At 37.5% G+C, this 23,303-nt stretch carries 21 protein-coding genes; 12 read left to right on the top strand and 9 right to left on the bottom strand.

The window, feature by feature from the left end; translation table 11 throughout:
- Positions 1–194: 194 nt before the first annotated feature.
- Entirely contained in the window at positions 195–1,355 is a 1,161-nt protein-coding gene (locus MKL32_RS01450; protein WP_126131980.1) for a ribosomal protein uL16 3-hydroxylase, read from the bottom strand.
- 197 nt (positions 1,356–1,552) lie between these two features.
- On the opposite strand from MKL32_RS01450, the gene dnaX reads away from it, so the two are divergent.
- On the top strand, positions 1,553–3,562 hold the full coding sequence (gene dnaX, locus MKL32_RS01445) for a DNA polymerase III subunit gamma/tau (RefSeq protein WP_270900093.1): 2,010 nt from the start codon (positions 1,553–1,555) through the stop codon (positions 3,560–3,562).
- 40 nt (positions 3,563–3,602) lie between these two features.
- Here dnaX and MKL32_RS01440 read toward each other — a convergent pair whose 3' ends face one another.
- Positions 3,603–4,043, bottom strand: coding sequence for an acyl-CoA thioesterase (locus tag MKL32_RS01440; RefSeq protein ID WP_005402709.1), 441 nt, complete (start codon positions 4,041–4,043; stop codon positions 3,603–3,605).
- Positions 4,040–5,200 carry an iron-containing alcohol dehydrogenase gene (locus tag MKL32_RS01435; protein WP_004954669.1) on the bottom strand — a complete coding sequence of 387 codons (1,161 nt, stop codon included), beginning with the start codon at positions 5,198–5,200 and terminating at the stop codon, positions 4,040–4,042. Before MKL32_RS01435 ends, MKL32_RS01440 begins: the two co-directional genes overlap by 4 nt.
- Before the next feature lie 117 nt (positions 5,201–5,317).
- On the opposite strand from MKL32_RS01435, the gene MKL32_RS01430 reads away from it, so the two are divergent.
- The 7 genes from MKL32_RS01430 (at position 5,318) to MKL32_RS01400 (ending at position 11,090) form a co-directional block, all read left to right on the top strand.
- Positions 5,318–5,830, top strand: a complete 513-nt coding sequence (locus tag MKL32_RS01430) for a low molecular weight protein-tyrosine-phosphatase (RefSeq protein WP_126131978.1) — start codon at positions 5,318–5,320, stop codon at positions 5,828–5,830.
- A 4-nt stretch (positions 5,831–5,834) separates the two neighbouring features.
- Positions 5,835–6,881, top strand: a complete 1,047-nt coding sequence (gene murB, locus MKL32_RS01425; protein WP_270900094.1) for a UDP-N-acetylmuramate dehydrogenase — start codon at positions 5,835–5,837, stop codon at positions 6,879–6,881.
- Between the two features lie 7 nt (positions 6,882–6,888).
- A complete protein-coding gene (locus tag MKL32_RS01420; protein WP_126131976.1) occupies positions 6,889–8,025 on the top strand; it encodes a YdcF family protein in 1,137 nt (378 codons plus the stop codon).
- Positions 8,025–9,053 (top strand): alpha/beta hydrolase, encoded by a 1,029-nt coding sequence (locus MKL32_RS01415; RefSeq protein WP_004954660.1) that lies wholly within the window; start codon positions 8,025–8,027, stop codon positions 9,051–9,053. Before MKL32_RS01420 ends, MKL32_RS01415 begins: the two co-directional genes overlap by 1 nt.
- 81 nt (positions 9,054–9,134) lie before the next feature.
- Positions 9,135–9,659 (top strand): DUF4124 domain-containing protein, encoded by a 525-nt coding sequence (locus MKL32_RS01410; protein WP_126131975.1) that lies wholly within the window; start codon positions 9,135–9,137, stop codon positions 9,657–9,659.
- A 46-nt stretch (positions 9,660–9,705) separates the two neighbouring features.
- A complete protein-coding gene (locus tag MKL32_RS01405) occupies positions 9,706–10,434 on the top strand; it encodes a hypothetical protein (protein WP_270900092.1) in 729 nt (242 codons plus the stop codon).
- A 17-nt stretch (positions 10,435–10,451) separates the two neighbouring features.
- Positions 10,452–11,090: a hypothetical protein gene (locus tag MKL32_RS01400; RefSeq protein WP_039047864.1), complete on the top strand. Its 639-nt coding sequence runs from the start codon at positions 10,452–10,454 to the stop codon at positions 11,088–11,090.
- 46 nt (positions 11,091–11,136) lie between these two features.
- Here the strand turns inward: MKL32_RS01400 and MKL32_RS01395 are convergent, their stop codons facing one another.
- Positions 11,137–12,807 carry an FMN-binding glutamate synthase family protein gene (locus MKL32_RS01395; protein ID WP_270900091.1) on the bottom strand — a complete coding sequence of 557 codons (1,671 nt, stop codon included), beginning with the start codon at positions 12,805–12,807 and terminating at the stop codon, positions 11,137–11,139.
- A 512-nt stretch (positions 12,808–13,319) separates the two neighbouring features.
- Between MKL32_RS01395 and hppD the strand changes: the two genes are divergently transcribed.
- Positions 13,320–14,375 carry a 4-hydroxyphenylpyruvate dioxygenase gene (gene hppD / locus MKL32_RS01390; protein WP_270900090.1) on the top strand — a complete coding sequence of 352 codons (1,056 nt, stop codon included), beginning with the start codon at positions 13,320–13,322 and terminating at the stop codon, positions 14,373–14,375.
- Positions 14,376–14,426: 51 nt separating this feature from the next.
- On the opposite strand, the gene MKL32_RS01385 is transcribed toward hppD, so the two are convergent.
- The 4 genes from MKL32_RS01385 to fahA form a co-directional block, all read right to left on the bottom strand.
- Complete coding sequence (locus MKL32_RS01385; protein ID WP_004954644.1) at positions 14,427–15,206, bottom strand: IclR family transcriptional regulator; 780 nt, start codon at positions 15,204–15,206, stop codon at positions 14,427–14,429.
- Between the two features lie 319 nt (positions 15,207–15,525).
- On the bottom strand, positions 15,526–16,074 hold the full coding sequence (locus tag MKL32_RS01380) for a VOC family protein (RefSeq protein WP_112987236.1): 549 nt from the start codon (positions 16,072–16,074) through the stop codon (positions 15,526–15,528).
- A gap of 19 nt (positions 16,075–16,093) precedes the next feature.
- Positions 16,094–16,726 carry a maleylacetoacetate isomerase gene (gene maiA, locus MKL32_RS01375; RefSeq protein WP_126131973.1) on the bottom strand — a complete coding sequence of 211 codons (633 nt, stop codon included), beginning with the start codon at positions 16,724–16,726 and terminating at the stop codon, positions 16,094–16,096.
- Positions 16,713–18,020 carry a fumarylacetoacetase gene (gene fahA / locus MKL32_RS01370; RefSeq protein WP_112987241.1) on the bottom strand — a complete coding sequence of 436 codons (1,308 nt, stop codon included), beginning with the start codon at positions 18,018–18,020 and terminating at the stop codon, positions 16,713–16,715. The genes maiA and fahA overlap by 14 nt, the downstream gene beginning before the upstream one ends.
- 354 nt (positions 18,021–18,374) lie before the next feature.
- Between fahA and MKL32_RS01365 the strand changes: the two genes are divergently transcribed.
- Together MKL32_RS01365 and MKL32_RS01360 are read left to right on the top strand one after the other, a co-directional pair.
- Positions 18,375–19,763 (top strand): amino acid permease, encoded by a 1,389-nt coding sequence (locus tag MKL32_RS01365; RefSeq protein ID WP_270900089.1) that lies wholly within the window; start codon positions 18,375–18,377, stop codon positions 19,761–19,763.
- 178 nt (positions 19,764–19,941) lie between these two features.
- Positions 19,942–21,114, top strand: a complete 1,173-nt coding sequence (locus MKL32_RS01360) for an MFS transporter (protein ID WP_087539243.1) — start codon at positions 19,942–19,944, stop codon at positions 21,112–21,114.
- Between the two features lies 1 nt (position 21,115).
- On the opposite strand, the gene MKL32_RS01355 is transcribed toward MKL32_RS01360, so the two are convergent.
- On the bottom strand, positions 21,116–22,606 hold the full coding sequence (locus MKL32_RS01355) for an amidase (RefSeq protein ID WP_112987233.1): 1,491 nt from the start codon (positions 22,604–22,606) through the stop codon (positions 21,116–21,118).
- Between the two features lie 204 nt (positions 22,607–22,810).
- Here MKL32_RS01355 and MKL32_RS01350 point away from each other — a divergent pair, with 204 nt between their 5' ends.
- Positions 22,811–23,287: a hypothetical protein gene (locus MKL32_RS01350; RefSeq protein WP_126131972.1), complete on the top strand. Its 477-nt coding sequence runs from the start codon at positions 22,811–22,813 to the stop codon at positions 23,285–23,287.
- Positions 23,288–23,303: the final 16 nt, after the last annotated feature.

Here is a 23,303-nt window from a genome sequence, read left to right as displayed (position 1 = left end):
AATAGGCGTAAACGCATGGGTTTACGTCTGAATTTAATTGCTGCAATTTACAACATGGAGTTGGTTAAAAAATGATTTTTGCAAGAGGTCTAATAATTTTTACCTTCTAGAAGAAATTATATGATCGTAATCAAGTATTTAAACTTTTTGAATTTTTCCGATCAATATAATCTCATCTAGAGGCGCTGATGAGATTAATTTGGAGGGAGCAACATCACAACAGCATTATTTAAAAGTTCAGCAATATTTTCTAAATATTCTGGTTGATTTAGATTTTCATCAAATGCAATGCTTTGCCCATCAGCAATTTGTTTTAGCTGGTTTTCAAATGACTTGGAAATACAAACATTTTCACCATTTGCCCAAAAATCTAAACCATCAGCTTGAGTTCTGTAGAGTAGCTTTGAGGCTGGTTCAAGCACGAGTTGATAACCTGTACCGATAATTTCAATTAAATCTTCTGCTGCGATTTCATCAGGCTCAGGAATGCTATTTGGATAATTTGATTGACTCATATACGACATAATCGCCGCATCAAACTCAGGTGCTTGAGAGAGGTAGTTCAATAATTCAGCTTTTAAATAAGAAAATTCAGTCGAATTTATTTCACCGATATTCGCGGTTTGTTGGCGAGCTACATCCACTAAAGGATTTTTTAATAGTGCATTTTCAGCAAATTTATCACTCACCTGATCAATCATTTCTGAAAGATTTGGCATGCGAAAGCCAAAAGAATACGTTAAACAGTCATCTTCTGCGACACCGTAGTGTGCTAGACCAGGTGGAACGTAAAGTAAGTCACCAGGAGATAGGATTTCATCAAACTGAACATCCATGTCAGCCAATAACTTTAATGGTTGATCAGGAATAAATTGAGTTGATTCATCACACATTTGACCAAGCTGCCAACGACGATGTCCATAGCCTTGAACGAGAAAAACATCATAAAAATCGAAATGTTTACCGACAGATCCACCTTTGGGTGCATAAGACACCATGATGTCATCGCGGCGCCATTGTGGAATAAATGGAAATTTTTTCCATAATTCAGCAACATCAAAAGAATAGTGATCTACAGCTTGCACTAAGATCGTCCAAAGATTAGGTAGCTTTTGAAAATCACCTTTGGTTAGGGGAGATGATTTGACATGCCATTCATTTGGATCTTTATTTTTTTGTCGAATGAGTCGAGCACTTACATCTTCTTCAAGCGCTAACTCTTTAACATCATCTGGTTCTAATAATCCTATGATTTCTGGTAAGGCATTACGTACCAATAACGGTTTTTTTTGCCAATATTCAGTTAAAAATTGTTCTGCGGTGATACCACCTAAAACATCTAAAGCGTGTGACATAGGATTAAAAGCCAAATCTACAAAAGATCTATATTGTCCTTTGAGTTGATTTTGGTTGCAAGCTTTGATGCGCAAGATTGTTTTAACTCTGTAAGAAGTGGTGCATGATCAAACTATTTAATCTTGATCAAACAGTTTTGTATTCATTCACAGCGTTTCAAAAACAAAGTATGCTAAAGACGCAATAAGGAGCATACATGTATCAAGTACTGGCAAGAAAATACCGTCCACGTAATTTCAATGAGTTAGTGGGGCAAAACCATGTTTCTCGCGCTTTAACAAGTGCATTAGAACGTGGTCGTTTGCATCATGCTTATTTATTTACAGGTACTCGTGGTGTCGGTAAAACCACGATTGCACGTATTTTAGCCAAGTGTTTGAATTGTGAGACAGGTGTGACTTCAACCCCTTGTGAAGTCTGCGCAACATGTCGAGCTGTGAACGAGGGCCGTTTTATTGATTTAATTGAAATTGATGCGGCATCAAGAACGAAAGTTGAAGATACACGTGAGTTGCTTGATAACGTTCCTTATGCACCAACACAAGGTCGTTTTAAAGTTTATCTTATCGATGAAGTGCATATGCTTTCGACGCATTCGTTTAATGCATTGTTAAAAACATTAGAAGAACCGCCAGAACATGTAAAATTTCTTTTTGCGACAACTGATCCGCAAAAATTACCAATTACCGTTATTTCTCGTTGTCTTCAGTTTACGCTTAGACCTTTGGCTGTTGATGAGATCACAACGCATTTAACAACAATTTTAGATAAAGAAAGCATCAATGCTGATCGTGATGCAATTTGGCAAATTGCTGAGTCTGCTCAAGGTTCTTTACGTGACGCATTATCTTTGACAGATCAAGCGATTGCATATGGTCAGGGTGCTGTCCATCATCAAGATGTTAAAGAAATGCTTGGTCTAATTGATCGTACGATTATCTATGATCTGATTTTAGCCATTCATCAGAATCAACAAGCTCGTGTTAGTCAGCTATTATTGCAATTTAGACAGCAAGCTTTAGATGTATCATTGGTCTTAGATCAATTGGTTTCTACCTTGCATGAGTTGGCTTTATTACAATATCTGCCTGATTTGGCTCTGAAATATAGTGAAGAAATTAATCGAAAGATTTTGCAACTTTCAAAATTAATTTCGGCGCAAGATTTACAACTTTATTATCAAATTGCATGTAAAGGTCGTTCAGATATTCAACTTGCTGTTACACAAGAGCAAGGTTTCGAAATGATTGTTCTACGGTTGCTCGCATTTAGACCGATGCAGTTGAACGAAGTGACAGTCACGACAACCTCTGCTACGCCAATTTTGATAAATGAAACTCAACAGTTTTCAGAAAATGTAAAAGTAGAGAACCTAGTTGCTGTTCAGTCAGAAGTAGTTAATGTTGAACCTGAACCTGAACCTGAACCTGAACCTGAACCTGAACCTGAACCTGAACCTGAACCTGAACCTGAACCAGTTGCAGAGAGTGGTGTCATGGTATTTGATGCTGCTGAAGGTCAGTTGATAGGGTTAGAAACCACATCGCCTTTAGAAAAACCTGTATCAAATTCAGGTTTAAGTGAAGCTGAAGATTTTCTTGTATTTCCAGTATCACCAGATGAAGCAGAACAAGATTCTTTAGTTTCAGATTTGGATGTAAATACTCAAATAACTCATGATTTGGAACTGTTTGAAAATACACCGGTTGTTGAAGATGTTGAGCCTTACAACACAGTAATTGCCACAACAAAGCAGTCCCATGAAAATGAGCCAATATCTAATTTATCTCCTCAAGACATTTTAAAACTTAAAGAACAATCTCTAGAGGGAGAATGGAATTTAGAAAAGTGGGAATATTGGTTTAGAAATAGTGAATTGTCACCTGCTGTTCAAGAACTCGCACAGCATGGATTAATGACTGGTGAGATTAATGGCAAGTCTGTATTTCATATTCCTCAAGAATACGAGGGAATGCTAACTCAGCTTCAACATGCATTAGAAGATGCTTTGAAATCGCAATGGATCAATACGCTATTTTCTGTGCAATATAGGAAGATGGATTCCGTGACGCCTTTCGTTATGCAAGCGACACGGAAACAAAAAGCATTTGATCGGGCAGTGGAACTACTCAATCAAGAGCCTACAATTAAAAGTTTGATAGAAACTTTTGATGCAGAGTTAGCCAATGTTCAGCTCAAGCCCTAATTCAGTAAGTAATAACTAAAGTAAAAAATCGCTTTAGTTATTAACTAATAAGTTGATATTGTTCAAGTACGTTTCTCATTTCTACTGAAATAGCCGTACTTTTTCTGTTTTTACGGTCAACGAATACATGCACAAAATGTCCTTGGGCTGCTGCTTCATCCTGATTTTGTTTAAAAATTGCGAGTTCATATCTGAGCGATGAATTACCGATTTTGCCAATCGCAACACCGACTTCAATAATTTCTGGGAAAGAAAGTTCCTGTTGAAAGCTACAGGCTGAATCCACCACTAAACCTATGATTTCACTGTTATGGATATCGAAACCTGTTTTTTGAATCAGTAATGAATTCGCAGCAGTGTCAAAATAACTGTAATAAGTCACGTTATTGACGTGTCCATAAATATCATTGTCCGCCCAACGGGTTTGTATTGGGAAAAAGAACTTGAATTGGTCACGTCGTTTTAAAGTCGGTTTGCTCATGCATAAATCGCCTGATAAATATTGAGTGCATCTTGTTCGGTCATTTCTCTTGGATTGTTCTGCAAGAGTCTTGTTTGAAGCATCGCATCCTTGGCAAGTTGTGGAAGTTTAGCTTCTGGAATGTTCAATTCATTAAGTTTTAAGGTTAAACCGCTTTGGTCAAGATGGTTTTGCATATGATCGATAAATAGATCACATAGGCCATCCGTACAACCTGTACTGCGAGGGTCGAGCAATTGCATTAATTCAGCATAGTGTTGCTTCGCATTAGGTGCATTGAATTTAAGTACTTCAACTAAAACTAAAGCATTTGTATGCCCGTGTGATAAATGAAAATGTCCACCCAATGGGTAGGCAAGTGCATGAACTGCACCGACTGGTGCGTTTGCAAATGCTTGTCCCGCAAGCATTGAGCCAACCAACATGTTTTGGCGTGCTTCCATATCTGAACCATTTTTTAGAACTTTGGCTAAATTTTGATTGAGGAGTTTTAATGCGTTCTTTGCCAGCATATCTGCGTAGAAATTTTTTTTAATATTTGATGTATATGCCTCTATTGCATGCACCATTGCATCAATACCTGTTGCCGCTGTGATGTGTGCAGGTAGACCTTGAGTGAATGTTGCATCCAGAATAGCAACATCTGCGTATAGGATTGGGGAAACAACGCCCATTTTTGTGGTAGCGCCAGTGGTCACAATAGAAATAGGTGTGACTTCAGAGCCTGTTCCAGCAGTGGTAGGTACAAGAATAAGTGCTAAACGTGGTGATTTTGCTTGGTTGATACCATATATCTCACCTAAATTTTGTTGTTGATTCGGATGTGCAAGTAAAGCGATGATTTTTGCAACATCCATGGAGCTACCACCACCGAATCCGATCACAACATCTACTTTTTCTTGTCGAGCAAAATCCACAGCTTCTAACACGATATGTTCAGGGGGATCTGCTTGAATATCTGAATAGATGACAAAGTCCAGACCAAGTTGATCTAAAATGGTTAATATCGGTAAATGAAGTTTATGCTGCAACATACCAGCATCAGTGACCAATAAAACTTTATGGTACTGATGTTGAGATAGAACATTTTTTAGCTCTTGTATTGAACCTAGCCCTGCAATGATGTTTGGGACAGTTTGAAATTGGAAATGGTTCATACATATATCCTTATTTTTTCATAATAAATACAACATTTTTATATGTGGTGGCTATAGGTTTCAGGACTTAAATAAATTAACATAAGACGCCTGTTAAAGTGTACCAATGAGGTGATTATGCCATCCAAAACGCCATATAAGGTGTTGTGTGTCTGTTTAGGAAATATTTGCCGCTCTCCAACAGCAGAAGCGATTCTCAGACATTATTGTGATGTGCATGGTTTAGATGTGATTGTCGATTCTGCTGGAACTAGCAATTACCATCCAAATAAAGCGCCAGATATACGCAGCCAACAGCATGCAAGTAAACGCGGTTACGATCTATCGACTATACGTGCTAGACAAATCACATTGAATGATTTTCTTGATTTCGATTTGATCTTGGCAATGGATCATGAGAATTTCAAAGATGTGCAACGTTTGAAGACTCAGGCAATTTATCAGTTTGGTTCTAATCAAGTACGTTCAAAAATTGCATTAATGAGTGAGCATGATCCTGAATTTACACGGCAAGCTATACCTGATCCTTACTATGGGGGAGCGGAAGGCTTTGATCGCGTACTTAATCAGTGCGAATCAAGTAGTTTGGCTTGGGTCAATATTTTAAAAAATCAAATCAGTGCAGGGTAATAGGATTCAACACAATATGCATATACAAGAGCACATACAGCTTAAATCATTGAATACCCTGAACTTAGATTCTACAGCATCACACTATGTGCAAATCAATCATGCCAACGAAGTCATTGAAGCTTTAGATTTTGCTAAACAGAATAATCTCAATGTTTTAGTGTTATCTGGAGGGAGCAATATGTTGTTGCCTCAGTATATTCAAGCTCTCGTACTGCACTTAAATATTCAAGGTGTTGAGGTTGTTCGTGAAGATAATCACACAGTTACTGTAAATGTTGGTGCAGGGCAGTCTTGGCATGATTTCGTTTTATATACAACAAAGCAGCAATGGTTTGGTTTACAAAATCTTGCATTAATTCCTGGGTTAGTTGGGGCCTCACCTGTACAAAATATTGGTGCTTATGGTGTTGAAGTTGGTGAATTTATTGAGTCTGTTCAAGTCTATGATCGTGAGTTAGGGCAATTTACCTTTATTTCCTCTGAAGATTGTAAATTCGCATATCGACATAGTATTTTTAAAGATTTTCCGAATCGTTATATCATCGTTGCTGTCACCTTTAAGCTATTGAAGCAAGCTGATTTAAAACTGAATTATGGTGATCTAAAACAAGCTGTTGGTGATGAACAAAGCGCTGAAAACTTGCAAAAGCAAGTTATCTTGATTCGACAAAGTAAGTTGCCTGATCCTAAAGAGTATCCAAATGTGGGGAGCTTTTTTAAGAATCCTGTTCTCAGTCAAATGAGCTTTGACAAAATTGCACAACAATTTCCAAACATTCCTCATTATCCACAAGCAAATGGTAGTGTTAAAGTTGCCGCTGGATGGTTGATCGATCAAACAGGTTGGAAAGGTAAACAATTAGGTTCTGTTGGAATGTTTCACAAACAAGCCTTAGTTTTAGTCAATTATGCTGATGCAACTTTGACTGATGTGAAAAATACATATAAAGCCGTGCAACATGACGTAAAGCAAAAATTCAGTATAAGTTTAGAACCTGAACCAGTGCTGTATGACGAGCAAGGTTTGATTCAACCACACGGTGAATGAGGAGAATATGGCGAAAGTACATTGGATGGTGAGTTTAGTACGAGTATTTACAATACTTTTTGTACTATTAGGCTGTTTTGTACTTTTTTTATATTCACCATTTTATTCTCAGTTAATTGTCAAAGGATTAAATTACTTTGTTCCTGTAGAAGTTAATCAAGTTGCAGCACAAAGCCAAAAATCTGCTGCGTTGAGTGAGCATGAGACTTTAGAGCCTGGTTCAGATCTATGGATTGCAAGACAAGCTTATTTAAAGCTTATGGAAAAGACCTTTCAATCAGAAAAACCTGAGGATTTGGGGCTGATCCAAGCTCGTTATAAAGTGTTGCAACAGTTAATATTAGAAGAGCAAGAAAAAGAAAATGCTGAAGAACCCAAGCAGGAAATTCCTCTGTTAGCTCAGGCAGCATCATCAGCTCAAGAGCAAGAAAGTTCTGCAAGCGCAGCAAGTACACCTTTTGATTTTTTGCAATCGGATACAGCCAATACCAAAATACAAATGGAAAAGTATTTAGACTTTTTACAAAGCTATCCTATTGATTTATCTGCTTCTGAGGATTCAGTTGAGCAAACAAATACAGATTTGCTCGAGTTGAAAAAAAATAAAGTTGAGACAAAGACTTCAAGAAATAGCTCTGAGCCTTATGCGATTGTTGTATTGGGTGGTGGATTGACACTAGGTGCAAATGGCAAAGATATTGTGGTAAATAATTACACACGCCTGCGCTTGGAAAAGACATTAGAAATAGAGAAAAAATATGATTTGCCGATTGTGCTGAGTGGTGTTGAAGCACCGTATATGCAAGCTTGGTTAAATGAACGAGGCATTGAAGCAAAATTACTTGAAAAAAGAAGTATGAATACCTGCGAAAACTCTCGGTTTAGTTCTTTGTTATTACAAAAAAAAGGCGGGGCACCAACGGTACTTTTGATCACGGATGAATACCACATGCCTCGCACACGTCGTTTATTTGCATTAAATGGTATTGAGACTGTTCCAGTGATTGCGCCTATGCCGACGCAATTAACGAAATGGCGTCCTAGTGAGCAAAATTATGATCATAGTCGACGAGCAAACTATGAGATGTTAGCTACAATTCGTGATATGTTGTTTGGCTCTAGTGATTGTCGGGAGATACCATAATGTCAAATATTCCATTTCTAAATCCCACGATCTTAAAGCAACTTGATTTACCTATTCCAAATCGAGAAACCACTCCTCAAGTTCTTGAACCACTGGATTTGACAGTAAGTTTTGAACCAACTAAGCCATTACAAGCATATCGTAAGCTGTATGGTTTGCATTTGTTGGAATGTGAGCATTGGCAAGGTTATGTAGAAATGCCATTGTTTCGTTTACATGTACAGGTCTTTCAACCCAAAATAGAAAAAATTCAGGGTACTGTGTGTTTATTACATGGTTATCTGGAACATAGCGGGATTTACCAACCGATTATCAAAGAAATCTTGGATCAAGGATTTAGTGTAATTACCTATGATCTTCCTGGTCACGGTTTAAGTAATGGTTCACCTGCTAGTATTCAGAACTTTGATCATTACCAACAGGTTCTTAATGCTGTTTATGATGCTGTTCATCATGCAAAACAATTGCCACGTCCGTGGTTGGGAATCGGGCAAAGTACTGGCGGTGCAATATGGATGCATCATCTATTAGAATTTGCCGAGCGACGTGAAGATCCAATAGTTGATCGTGTATTGTTATTATCACCATTAATACGTCCAGCGAAAACGGCTTGGTGGCATAACTCTGTTGGGTTAGGGATTATACGCCGTATAAAAAGCCAAGTCCCTCGACACTTCCGTCGCAATAATCATAATCCTGAATTTTTGCGATTTGTACGTTTAAAAGATCCATTGCAACCAAGAATGATGGGAATGGATTGGATTCTTGCGATGTCGAAATGGATGTTGGAAATGGAACAACGTCCAGCTTGTCGTATTCCTGTTTGGCTAGCACAGGGTGCGCTCGATCAAACTGTAGATTGGCGCTATAACATTGAATATATACGTCGTAAATTTAGACTACAAACCTTGTTGATGCTAGAAGAAGGTTCACATCAATTAATCAATGAACGTGCAGATATTCGTGCTGCACTAACAGGTTTAATTCCAGCTTTTTTACATGCTAAGCCAAATCATTATTATTACTAATATTTCTTTTTTACCAATGATTTAGATGATACAATTTTTAACAATATAAAAAATATGAAAATTTAAATCATAGGGGTATGCATGATAAGGGGTGCATCTTGGAGCTTCTTCAGCTCTATTCTTTTATGTTTTTCTACGTCTGTTTTTGCTCAAGATCTATACAAGTGTGTTTCTCCACAGGGCACAACTTATCAAAGTCATCCTTGTGCTGCGAAAACTACTCAAAAAACTGCGTGTATGAGCTCGATTTCAAATGGCTTTGAGCATGATTGTAGGAAGAGCGAGCTTCAGCGGCAACGCACAACTGAGAATGAAAGAAATGCCTACACTCAAGATTCTGCACTAAATAAAACTAAGGTAGCTATAGATCAGTCTTCTGAGTTTCAACGAGGCATTGTGCAATTTCCTGAATGTAAACAGCGAATAGAGACCTTACAACGCTTAGCGCGTTATGCTGGTAGACAGATGCAGATCATCGAGAATAGTCGGCAGATGTATGCAGCAAGAATATGTACGGCTGAAGGTAGTATCTATATGAGTTGTAATGCAATCACAAACACATTACTCACCCAAAAAAGTTCAACGTGTCCATTCAAGCGAACTTAAATATTTAGCAACAAATTTTTTGATACTAAGAATATGGGGATATGCAATGAAAGTTGTTTTTATTGTTATAGGGTTTATTTTTATAATTTTTTTTATGCTTAATCGTTGCTCTCATCAGGAGCTACCTGCAAATACTCAAGATGCAAATAATCCAATTGCGCAACGACAGAATATTCTAGACCAAATCGTTTTGTTGCAACCACTCAAACAATATGCCAGCAAAGATTATGAATCTATACAACAAACGGCAAATGGTGTCGTAAATGTAAATGAGATTGAAACAAGCGTGAGCAGTACATTGTGGTGGAAGCTTAGAGAAATAATAGAGAAAAAAGCAGATGATGAGGGGCAACGTTTATGGGCGAATGCTTATCTTCAACAACTGTATGATGCCAAACGGAAAGGTGATTGTTTCCCAATTTCATTCCCTTTATATAGTAAAACTTCACCGCAACAACGCAGAGCTTTATTAAGTCAGAATACTCAGCAGCAGTCTAGTGAAGCATTAACTTATATATTGACTCATAATGGAAAGCGTTCAGTTGTTGATCGTATGCAAGCGCCAGAGGCATGGTCTCAGGTTGCTGATAAACTTAGACAAGACTACGGTGCTGAAGCAGATTTAATCAATTCAGGTGAAACTGCTGAGGATAAGAATAAACAATGTGAAGTTATGGTGAGGACTTTTGAATACATTCTTTCACTACCGCAAGAACAACAAGGTCCTGTGATACGTTGGTTTTTAGATAAGCATATTTCTGTAGGCATTTTTTAATAAGATTGTAGATAAAAATGATTAAAAATTTATTTCTTAAACAGACAAGTTTAAAGTTTCTAGCTGTTTTATTTATTCTTGTAGGATTGGTGGCATGTGGTAAAACAACGCATGAACCAAAGGTGGGGGAATATGGTGAAGCATTGGTTAATTCAGTGCGTCTGACATCTAGTGAACTAGAGCAGCTAAATCAAGCTGTTATTAATAAACCCAAAGATACGTTTGATCGTCCAAGTGTTGCTATTGGTTTTCTTGGGGAATCGAATAAGAATCCTTATCGGTTTGTGATAGTTGCTAAAGGTATTGCACCAAATGAAGGTGAGGTCAATTTAAAGTGGATAGGAGGAGTCCAGAGTGAAACCTCTAATGGATATCAACCGCAAATCTTTCAATCAGATGATAAACATAAGTATGAGATGAATGAACCTGTACTGTTAATTGCCAGTTCAGATCCATTTTCCATCAGTGAACAGAGTAATGGTGTTCACTACGATGTTCATGCTGAATTGATGGAGGCATCGAATATTCAGTTTCAATCTGTAGAAGTTCAAATTTGGCAGGGTAAGGGTAGTCTTTATAGTTGGACGTATTATTTAAAATTCCTTGTAATTTTGATGATTCCAATTTTTGCCATATATCGATTAGTTAGCCGCTAAACCATATTTTTTAAACTTGGGCCACTCAAAGAGTGGCTCAATTTCGTTAGAAACTTTTTGCATTAGCCAATTTCCACATACGATAATAGAAATTCTCATCATCGTTTAAATCAGCTTGTAGTAATTCATTTTCTTTTAAGAAGAAATGAATCTGGGCATAATTTTTGATTTCACGATCATTCATACGCTGAGCGAGATGATGTGCTTTGATATCTGATGGATGTTTGAGTCCTGCCGCAGCGATCATTTCTGATAATGCATGCAATGTATTTTTGTGGAAGTTAAACACTCGTTCAGCTTTACTTGGAACATCAATTGCCTTCTGGCGATCTTTATCTTGCGTTGCAACTCCGACTGGACATTGGTTGGTATGGCAACTTTGAGCTTGAATACAACCAACAGCGAACATAAAACCGCGTGCAGAATTGACCCAGTCTGCACCTAAAGCAAATGTACTTGCAATGTCAAAAGCACTAATGATTTTTCCACTGGCACCAACTTTAACTTGGCTGCGTAGACCTGCGCCTACAAGGGTATTATGAACAAATCGCAATCCTTCTCTTAAGGGGGTGCCAATATAATCACTAAATTCAATCGGTGCTGCACCTGTTCCGCCTTCTGAACCATCAACTACTATAAAATCAGGAACAATTTTAGTTTCCAACATGGCCTTAACAATACCCATGAACTGCCATGGTTGACCGATACAAAGTTTAAAACCGACAGGTTTACCACCTGATAAATCTCTTAACTTTTGTATGAAATGCATCATCTCAATAGGCGTATTAAAACTAGGATGCTTTGCAGGCGAGATACAATCATGTTCTCTTGAAACTCCACGTATTTGTGCAATTTCTTCTGTGATTTTATGCTTGGGTAATATGCCACCATGCCCAGGCTTAGCACCTTGAGATAGTTTCAACTCGATCATTTTGATTTTAGGATTTTTAGCTTGTTGAGCAAATTTTTCAGGATCGAAAAGTCCTTCCGCTGTTCTACAACCGAAATAACCACTAGCAATTTGCCAAACGATATCACCACCATGTTCTAGATGATAAGGGCTGAGACTGCCTTCACCTGTATCATGATAAAAGTTACCCAATTTGGCACCTTTGTTTAAGGCTCTAATCGCATTTGCGCTTAAGCTACCAAAACTCATAGCGGAAATATTCATGATGGAAGCACTATATGGCTGTTTACATTGGTTATTTCCAATCAGTACACGAAATGTTTCTGTATTTGTAGGTGGGCACGGCGCAATCGAATGCACAATAAATCTATAGTTTGGCTGATATACATCGATAATTGAACCAAAGGGCTTATCAGCATTTTCATTTTTTGCACGTTGATAAACCAAACTTCGCTGCATACGAGAAAAAGGTAAGGCATCCTGATCCGCTTCTATAAAGTATTGGCGAACTTCAGGACGGACATCTTCGAAAAAGAAACGAAAATGACCAATGATTGGGTAGTTTCTTAAAATTGCATGTTTTTTTTGAAGTAAATCATACAATCCAACCATACTTAACAGGCTCGTAACCAACCATAAGCCATTTAATAAAGTGTCAGAAATGAAGTAATAAATACTATGTGGCGTGTAGATTGTTTTAAACCACGTAATGCTAAGTGCAATAAATATGCAAAGAAACCAAATCGAATGTCTAGAGAAGAATGTATTGAGTAATTTATGTCTTATCGCTTGGGCTGGGCTAGCCATAAACAATCATACCTTTTAATCATTTTTGATAATAGCACCATGCCAAGAACTGATTATGACCTCAAGTAATGAATTGTTAGATATGAGAATTGTTCTCTAGAATATTTTAATATTCCATCAATTTTTACGCTTTGAAACTTTTTAGCGAGGTTTTGATGTGAAAAAATATCACCAGTTCGTAGCATTTTAAGAAAATCGAAATGATTTTGAATCATTTATTAGTACTGAAAAAAGCAATTAAATTACACATAACATAATTTAATTATGTATTGCATAAATTTTAGCTTTCTTGTAGCATTAATTCATCGTAGAAAACCAAAACAATTTTGTGTTGTTCTGGCTAGTTTTAGGACCGTGAAAAGAACATGGATGATTGAAAAGAATTCTATCTATCCAACTCTTTGATCGATAGTTCACATGATTTGTTAAAGGTAGTTATTGCAACCGAAAATTAACAAAACATGTTGTACAGTATTAAAAACGGATGAATTTATCTAAATAAGGGAAACTAGATGGACATTTTAGATAACCCATTAGAGCTATGTGGATTTGCTTTTATTGAGTTTGTTTCGACGGAAAATGGATTAGATCAAATCTTTGAAACAATAGGCTTTTCCAAAGTCGCAAAGCATAAATCTAAAAAAGTTTATTTATGGCGCCAAGGTAATATCAATATTATTTTGAATTATCAGCCTGAATCTTATGCTTCATTCTTTTATAAAGAGCATGGACCATCAGCATGTGCGATGGGTTTCAGAACACGTGATGCAGCGAAAGCTTTCAAGAAAGAAATCGAACTTGGTGCAGAACCGATGTATTCACAAGCTGGTCCAATGGAACTCAATATTCCTGCGATTAAAGGAATTGGTGGTATGCCAATCTTCCTTGTAGATCGTGATATTTACGAAAACGATTTTGTATTCTTTGATGATGTTGAGAAAAATCCAAAGGGTGCGGGTCTAAATGAAATCGACCATTTAACTCATAATGTTTATAAAGGACGTATGGAGTATTGGGCGAATTTCTATGAAAAGATTTTCAACTTCCAAGAGATTCGTTATTTCGATATTAAAGGCGAATACACAGGTCTTACTTCTAAAGCATTGACAGCACCAGATGGTATGATTCGTATCCCTTTAAATGAAGATTCAGATAAAGGAAATGGTCAAATCGCTGAATTCCTCGCAGATTTTAATGGTGAAGGCATTCAACACATCGCATTTATTACAGATGATTTACTTTCTACGTGGGATAAGTTGAAAGGGCTTGGTCTTGAGTTCATGACTCCTCCACCTGAAACGTATTACGAGATGTTGAAAGAGCGTTTACCAGAGCATGGTGAGCCAACTGAAGAGTTGAAAAAGCGTGGTATTTTGCTCGATGGCAATACCAAAGACGGTCAGAAGAAACTACTTCTTCAGATTTTCTCGCAAAATATGCTTGGGCCAGTATTCTTTGAATTTATTCAACGTAAAGATGATGATGGCTTTGGTGAGGGTAACTTCAAGGCTTTATTTGAATCGATTGAACGTGATCAAATTCGCCGTGGTGTATTAGAAGCGAAGTAATTTGCTGCTATGAACAAAAAAGCCAAGAATCAAATTCTTGGCTTTTTTTTACTATCTAGTTTGAATGAATTGATTAATTGCTGCGACTTCATTCTTAAACAGTTCAAGTTTTTCACTGCCTTCGTGTAGCGGTAGAAACATTTCACTGTCTAGTGCCACAATACAAAATTCCATCGCTCGTTGAGCATTGAAAATAGGTAAGCCAACGGCATTGATCCCAACAAGTAGATCTCCTTGAGCGATCGCCATTCCATGATGCAAAATCTTGTCTTTCAAAACTAAAAAATCATCCCATGTTTGTGGTTTGATTGCATAGTGGTTGAGTGCAGCTTTAGTCCATTCTGCATCCATTAATGGTTTCACCACAGCTTCAGGTAAATAAGAAGCAAAAACTCGACCCGCTGCCGAATTGACTAATGGCATGATTGAACCGACTTTGGTTACGATTGAAATGGGATGGTTAGATTCAATTGACTGTACAACCAGTGGCCCTTGAGGCGACCATTTACTGATTTGGATACCACAACCAATTTTACTTTGAAGGTTATAGATCAAGTGCTGAACTAATTGCAAAACATCAGTATGTTGAATGCAACTCAAACCTAAACGCCATGCTTGATCGCCTAGAGCGTATTGACCATCTTCAAGCTGTTTCGCATAATTCATACGAATTAAGCTTACTAAATAGCGGTGAACTTTAGCAGGATGCATATCAAGCTTAGTTGATAAATCCTTTAAAATAATCGGTTTATTATGTTCTAACAGCGCGTTTAATACGGATAAACCGACTTCAAGCGATTGAACCCCACCAGATAATTTTTCTTCAATCATTCAATAACCCTTCATTTAAATTTTATCTAGCAGTAATGGTCAAATTTGTATAAATACATCAGAATTTCGATTAAATAATGCCTGAGCATGATGCAAAATTGAAATCATCTTTTTAAATGACTCAAATTAAAGAATTGTATAAGCATACAGTGGTTTGAGCGTAGATCATATTTGATTTTCAAGATGATAGCATGACATTAAATGAATTAAGTTTACTCATTTTTTGCATTAAAAATCGGCATTGAGCACTTCTCTCAATACCGATTAGATGTCTATTAAGTCATTCAGAGTTTGATCAGAATATACCTATCAAATTTCTTTATGCACCTAATTCTTCCTCATGTAAGAAATGTGTGTGGAGTGGCGCACGTTTGGTACGACTCCATTCCTCAAGCATCTCGACTTTCATTTCTTCTGTGATACGGGCAATTTTTGCATCCGCATGTACATCGTTATAGGTTAACTCTAAACGGTGTCCGTTTGGATCAAAGAAATAAATTGAATGGAAAATACCATGATTCGTTACACCTAAAACTTTGACACCATTTGCTTCTAAATGTTCTTTAGCACGTAATAAAGTTGCTTGGTCTTCAACTTCGAATGCGATATGTTGAACCCATTGTGGCGTGTTTTCATCACGTCCCATTTCAGGTTGAGTAGGCAATTCAAAAAATGCTAATACATTGCCTTGTCCTGCATCCAAAAATAAATGCATATAAGGATCAAAAGCTTTAGTCGAAGGGACGTGGTCTTCTGCGAATGCTAGGATGAAGTCCATATTGAGCATCTGTTTATACCAATCCACGGTTTCTTTTGCGTCTTTACAACGATAAGCAACGTGATGAATTTTTTTAATTTGGAATGTCATCATTAAACTCCTTTTATCCTTATTCCCAATCTGCTTGTTGTTCTGGCGCAGCATGAAGAAAAGCTGGTAGTGTCAGGCAATATTGATAAATTGATTCGATTTTTGGAAATGCCGTAAGATCAACTTTAAAGCGCTTGGCATTGTAAACTTGTGGTATTAAGCAGCAATCTGCAAAGCTAGGACGCTCGCCAAAGCAGAACTTTCCATTGGAAGCTTGCAACTGTGCTTCGAGACTATGGAAGCCTTCTAGAATCCAGTGCTTATACCAATGACTTTTTTGTTCATCGTTTAAATCAAGCTCATTTTGTAAATATTTCAAAACCCTTAAGTTATTTAACGGGTGAATATCCGATGCAATGGCTTGTGAAAAAGCACGAACTTTTGCGCGTTCAATTATGTTTTTTGGAAGTAAGCTAGTATCTGGATAGCGCTCTTCCAAATATTCCAAAATACTCAAAGATTGTAAAAAAGCTTGGTATTCGTCTATGAGTGTGGGTACAAGACAGCTTGGATTTAAAGCTTGATATTCAGCACTACGTTGTTCATTTTTAACTAAATGAATCGCTTCAGTCTCGTAGCTCAAACCTTTTAGGTTCAACGCAATACGAACTCTGAATGCTGCTGAACTACGAAAATAACTATACAGTTTCATACTGTTCAGCCTCATGCTCAGCGAACGCAAATGTATGTGCGGCTAATATTGTATTTTCAACTTGACCGAAACCAACGCGAATGCCGTCTTTCTCACAGTAACCTTTCATGATGACGCGATCGCCGTCTTCAAGGAATCCGCGTTTTTCTCCGTTTGAAAGCGTCAGAGGCTTAGTTGTATTCCATGTCAATTCGAGCAAACTGCCATATGAATTTTCAGTCGGGCCAGAGATTGTGCCAGAACCCATCAAATCACCAACTTGAACATTACACCCTGCAATGGTGTGATGTGTCAGTTGTTGAGCCATCGACCAATACATGTATTTAAAGTTAGTCTCACAGATGAGATCTGTTTCTTTTGAGCGGGGACTTTGAACTTCTACACTGAGTTTGATGTCAAAACTATTTGCAACATTCTCTTGTAAATAGCAAAGCGGTTTTGGCTCTTGAACAGGTCCTTTGACTTTAAACGGTTCAAGAGCTTCCATCGTCACAACCCATGGTGAAATCGCACTTGCAAAGGTCTTTGCATTAAAAGGTCCTAATGGTACATATTCCCATTGTTGGATATCTCGTGCAGACCAGTCGTTGAGTAAAACCATACCAAAGATATGATCCCAAGCATTTTCAATTGCAATAGGTTGACCGAGCTGTGTAGGTTTTCCGACGATAAATGCCGTTTCTAATTCGAAATCAAGTTTACGAGTCGCAGAAAAAATAGGGCGTTCGTCATTAGGTAACTTGATTTGTCCTGAAGGGCGAACGATATCCGTACCACTCACAATCACTGAGCTTGCACGGCCATTGTAACCGACTGGAAGTTCGCTCCAATTAGGTAGTAGTGCATTTTTAGGATCACGGAACATGGTACCTACATTGGTTGCATGTTCTTTAGATGAGTAGAAATCTGTATAACCTGGTACATGAATAGGTAAATGTAAAATAACGTTGTCTTGTTTGATTAAGACACGTTCTTTAAGTTCAGCATTATCTCGTAATAATGGATTCTCAGCAGATAAAAGAGCTTGTAAAGCTTTACGTACGGATTGCCACGAACTTTTACCTGATTCGATAAACTTATTCAAAGTTGGTTGATTAAAATAATTTTCTTTTCCATTAATTTCTAATAGCCCTTGTTCAGCAAGCTCTGCCAAATCAAGTACCCAATCACCGATTGCTACACCGACATGCTTTTCACCCTCAGGTGTTTTACTAAAAATACCGTAAGGTAAATTATGAATTGTGAAATCTGATTGAGGGTCAATTTCAATAAATGAAGTAAGTTTTTGAGCCATCATCTACTTTCCTTGTCTTTAATTTTGCTATGTCGTAGCTAAAAAATGCATTTGAGTTTGATTAATATTATTAAAAACATAGGTATAGAAGTGTTTTTAATGAATTTTGAGTCTTAATCAAACCACTAAAGTTTGCTGAATATCTTCCATCATACTCAAAAAATATAATTACGCAATACATAATTAAATTACATATAACATAATTATTGTTATTTCTTTGATTTTCTGTTTAGATGCGCACTTACGAGAAAAGTGGATTAAATAATTTTCGATTTCATATAGGCAATAGTGATTAATTTATGGTATACGTAATTTAATACAAGAAAATTACGTGACAAGGATGAGAATAATCATATGTCAAAACTTGAGCAAGGAAACCTGAAACACGGTTTAAGCAATCGGCATATCCAACTTATTGCACTTGGTGGTGCAATTGGTACAGGATTGTTTCTTGGGATCTCACAATCAATCAAGCTAGCAGGACCATCAGTCATCCTGGGGTATGCAATTGCTGGATTTATCGCTTTTTTGATGATGCGACAATTAGGTGAAATGGTTGTACAAGAACCTGTAAGTGGTTCATTCAGTCATTTTGCTTATAAGTACTGGGGGTCATTTGCTGGCTTTATGTCAGGATGGAACTATTGGGTACTCAATATTTTAGTTTGTATGGCTGAATTAAGTGCGATTGGACTTTATATCCAATATTGGTGGCCAGAAATTCCGACATGGGCATCCGCACTGGTGTTTTTCCTTTTAATTAACGGTATCAATTTATTGCATGTTAAGCTTTTTGGTGAAATGGAGTTCTGGTTCTCTATCGTCAAAATTTTAGCTATTTTAGCAATGATTGGCTTTGGATCTTATTTATTAGCCACAGGTACAGCAGGACCTCAAGCTAGCATTAGTAACCTTTGGGCTTTGGGTGGATTTTTCCCATTTGGCGTTGAAGGTTTAGTAATGGCAATGGCTGTGATTATCTTCGCATTCGGTGGAATTGAATTGTTTGGTATTACAGCTGCTGAAGCTCGTGATCCAGATAAAACATTGCCAAAAGCAGTGAATCAAATTATCTATCGAATTCTGATTTTCTATATTGCGACGCTTTTTGTACTTTTTGCATTATTCCCTTGGAACCAAATGGCAGAAGGCGGTAGCCCATTCGTCATGGTATTCGCGTCATTGGATAGTCAAGGCGTAGCTACGATGCTCAATTTCGTTATTTTGACTGCAGCAGTGTCTGTTTATAACGGTACAAGCTATTGCAGCAGCCGTATGTTATTGGGTTTAGCTCAGCAAGGTAATGCACCGAAGTTCTTAAAGAAAATTAATAAAAATGGTATTCCAACAAATGCCGTATTGGTTTCAGCATTCGTAACAGTATTATGCGTGATCTTGAATTATATTTTCCCTGAAAAAGCATTTGGTTTATTGATGATGCTTGTGGTTGCCGCGATTTTGATTAACTGGATTGTTATTTCATGGACACATTTAAAATTCCGTAAAGTTATGCTGGCGCAAGGTGAAACAACTAAATTCCCAAGTATTGCATATCCATTCAGTAACTATTTGTGCATCGTATTTATGTTGGGTATCTTGGTGGTCATGTCACTGACAGCAGATATGCGTATCGCAGTGATGATGATACCTGCATGGATTTTATGTCTAATGCTTGCGTATGCAGTGAAGTTGCGTAAATTGCGCAATGCTGAACCAAACGTGGTTTTGAATCCAGATGTTTAAATAGCACATTTCATAATGCATCTAAAAGGACTGAATGAATTTTCGGTCCTTTTTTATTTGTCTATTTTTCAGTTGGAGTTGTTATATCTATTGAGCAGAAATACGTTAAAATTTGAGCCTTATAAAATGAACATGCTAGTTGTTCATTTCAATCTTCAAATAGCAAAAGGCATTTGCATTGTTCCAGTCTTTAAACATTCAAACCCGACTGGGTGGTTTCTATCTGTTTTACTATTCGATAGTTGGAACATTCATGCCGTATTGGAACTTGTATTTACAAGACCAAGGCTTTAATTATCAAGAAATTGGGATTTTGTCTTCTATCGCAATTATTACGCGTTTTTTTGCGCCATTAATTTGGGGATGGATCGCTGATAAGTCTGGTAAGCGAATGCTATTGGTTCGCATTGCAACTTGGATGGAAGCTTGTATTTGGTTTGCAATTTTTGTGATTCCAAACAGTTTTCAATCCGTTGCTTTGCTGATGTTGATCTTTAGTTTTTTTCAAAATGCGATCTTGGCTCAATTTGAAGGTGTCACTTTATTTTGGTTGGGTGAAAAAAGAGCGGAACTATATGGAAAAGTAAGGAAGTGGGGCTCTGTCGGTTTTATTGTAGGTGTTTTTGTGATTGGTGCGTTGTTGGAAATTATTCCAATTTCTATGTTGCCGATTTTACTTTTAGCTGTTTCATTTCTTGCATTTTTATGGTCTTTTAGTATTAAAGAGCCTATACATGCGCCGAGCTCACAAAAGAAATTAGAGTCACTCATTCCTGTATTAAAAAAGCCGACTGTTGCAGCATTTTTTACGATTGAGTTTATATTACTGTTTTCTCAAGCACCTTTTTATAGCTTTTACAGTAATTTTTTAAAGGAAATAGGATTTAGCACGACTCAAATTGGCAGTTTATGGGCAGCAGGTGTGATCGCTGAGATTGTGATGTTTGCCGTAGCGCAAAAGTTGTTTTTCACACGGTTTTCATGGCGTTCATTAGTGGCACTGTGTCTAATTTTGACTAGTTTGCGCTGGTTTTTGGTTGGAATTCTCACAACCAATTATTTCGGGCAGTTTCTAGCTCAATGTCTTCATGCATTTAGTTTTGGTTTATTCCATTTAATTGCTATGAAAGTGATTTTCCAAAACTTTTCACCTGAGCAACAAGGTCGCGGGCAGGCACTATACAGTACGATGTGGGGACTTGGAGTAGCTTCAGGAAGTTTACTGGCAGGGCATTATTGGCAACAATTAACTGGCGCAACAATTTTTTTATATGCAAGTGTAGTGGTGTTATTCGGATTATTGCTGATCTATTGGCTGCCGAATCGGGTGGAAGCAGCAGCCAAAAGTTAATTTAAATTTTAATATTTTGATACTGAGGCATCCAAGGTTGTGCTTGTTCTAATTGTGCTGCAAGTTGCAGTAATTGATCTTCACGTCCGAAAGGCGCAATAAATTGACTCCCTAAAGGCAAACCATTTTTATTCCAATATAGCGGTACGGACATAGCAGGTAAGCCCGTGACATTTGCTAATTGAGTAAATGGGACCCAGCTCAAATTATCCTGAACCATTTTATCGACGAGTTTTCCTTGAGCTAAGTAATGTGCTTTCCCGACTTTGAGCAAAGCTTTTAAAATCGGCTTCTGCCAAGCAGGAGTAACAATTTCACCATTTTTAGGAGCAACAGATGCTGTTGAGGGGGTTAGATACAGATCATATTGCTCAAAGAACAAGTTCATCTGTGTACTGTAGCTTCCCCAATTATTTAAAGTATGAATATATTCGGTTGCACTCGTTTTTGCTCCAAACGCTGCTAAAGCCACCGAATCAAGTTCGAAATCATCATCGGTCGTGTCTGACATTAATTTGATCTGTGCTTGCATGTATGAGAATTGACTGAACCATGTAGTAATAAAATCTTTTGCGAGTTCAAGTCCATTAATTTGTGGTTGATCTTCAACAACAATATGCCCAAGTGATTCTAATAGTTTTGCTGTATGTTCGACGGCTTGAATCGCATCTTTCGATACCTTGGTTCCGATTGGGGATTGGGTATTAAAAGCAATTCTTAATTTCTTAGGAGCTTGTTGAATAATATCTATATATTTTTGTTCAGGTGATTGAATCCTAAACAGAGAGCTTTGTTCTGGCCCATGTACAGCATCAAGCATTGCTGCGCTATCTCGGACTGATTTAGACAAAACATGCTGCATTGCAGCACCATGCATCGCTTCACTGTATTGAGGTCCCCAAGGAGTTCGTCCTCGGCTCGGTTTTAATCCAAATAGTCCACAATAGGATGCAGGAATGCGAATAGATCCACCACCATCACCAGCACCAGCAATAGGAACGATTCCAGCTGCTACAGCAGAAGCAGACCCTCCCGATGAGCCGCCGCTATTATGTTTTAAGTTCCATGGATTTCGGCATGCACCCCAAGCTTCAGGTTCAGTAATTCCTTTGATTCCGAACTCTGGGGTATTCGTGCGACCAAAAGTGATAATCCCCGCATTTTCCCAACGATTGACAATTTCTGCATTAAAGTCAGGCGTATAGTTGAACTTCTTTAGTGAATTGCTTCCATATGACGTTGGAACACCTTGGTATTCTTGAAATAGGTCTTTAACTAAAAAGGGAACACCAGCAAACGCCCCATGACGCTCTTGCTGAGCGCGTTGTTTGGCTTGTTCATACATTGGAATGATAATGGCATTAAGTTTAGGATTTACCTTTTCATTACGCTCTAATGCAATCTTCAAAAGTTCAGAAGCATGGATCTCTTTATTTTTGACTAATGCGGCTAGTCCGAGACCATCATATTGTACATATTCAGAAAAATTCATGGCTTTTATCCCTAAAGCTAACTCTTTATAAAGTAAACAATATCTATTTTTTAAATATCTAGAATACCCGAAATAAATCGGATAACAATCAAATAAAATCCATATAAAAAATATTGTGTTTATATGGTTATGATTGGGTGATTTTAAATAAAAATATGCTAAGTTAAGCCTATGCGACGTTAAGATGACGACTTTATTAAATCTATGAAAAATATTTATATTATTGGATTATTATGGGCTTGCTCGACATGGACTATGGCGGATACAGTCGTAACTGATAAAGCAACAACGGTACAACAAGCAGCGAAGGCAAATGCGATCCGTGTAACTTCACGCCCTGAAATTATGGGGTTGTGGGGAATGGAAATTCCAAATAATAAGAAGTGTACCGAATACTACAATTTTCGAGGAATGAGCGATGTTGTGATTAAAAGCGGTAATGAGTGGTCATATGGCATATATGATTATCAACCTTCAGAAGATCACAAAGAACGATTACCTGCTTTAATTTTGCAAATTAAATATGACAATAACGAAACTGATTGCTCAGGACAAAAACAGGATCAGACAGGTGAGGTTTCTCAATACTTCGTGAAATGGTCAAACGAACATACGATTGATTTCTGTGCTAATGAGAAAGGTGAGAAGTGTTTTGCGACCTTGCGTCGTGTGTTGCCATAATTTGTAGTTGATATAA

Origin of the sequence: Acinetobacter sp. AOR34_HL, from assembly GCF_027854795.1 — a bacterium.
In the GTDB taxonomy this organism is placed as follows: Bacteria; Pseudomonadota; Gammaproteobacteria; order Pseudomonadales; family Moraxellaceae; genus Acinetobacter; species Acinetobacter junii.
The sequence above is the reverse complement of the archived record's forward strand: the minus strand, read 5'-3'. Positions and strand labels throughout refer to the sequence as shown.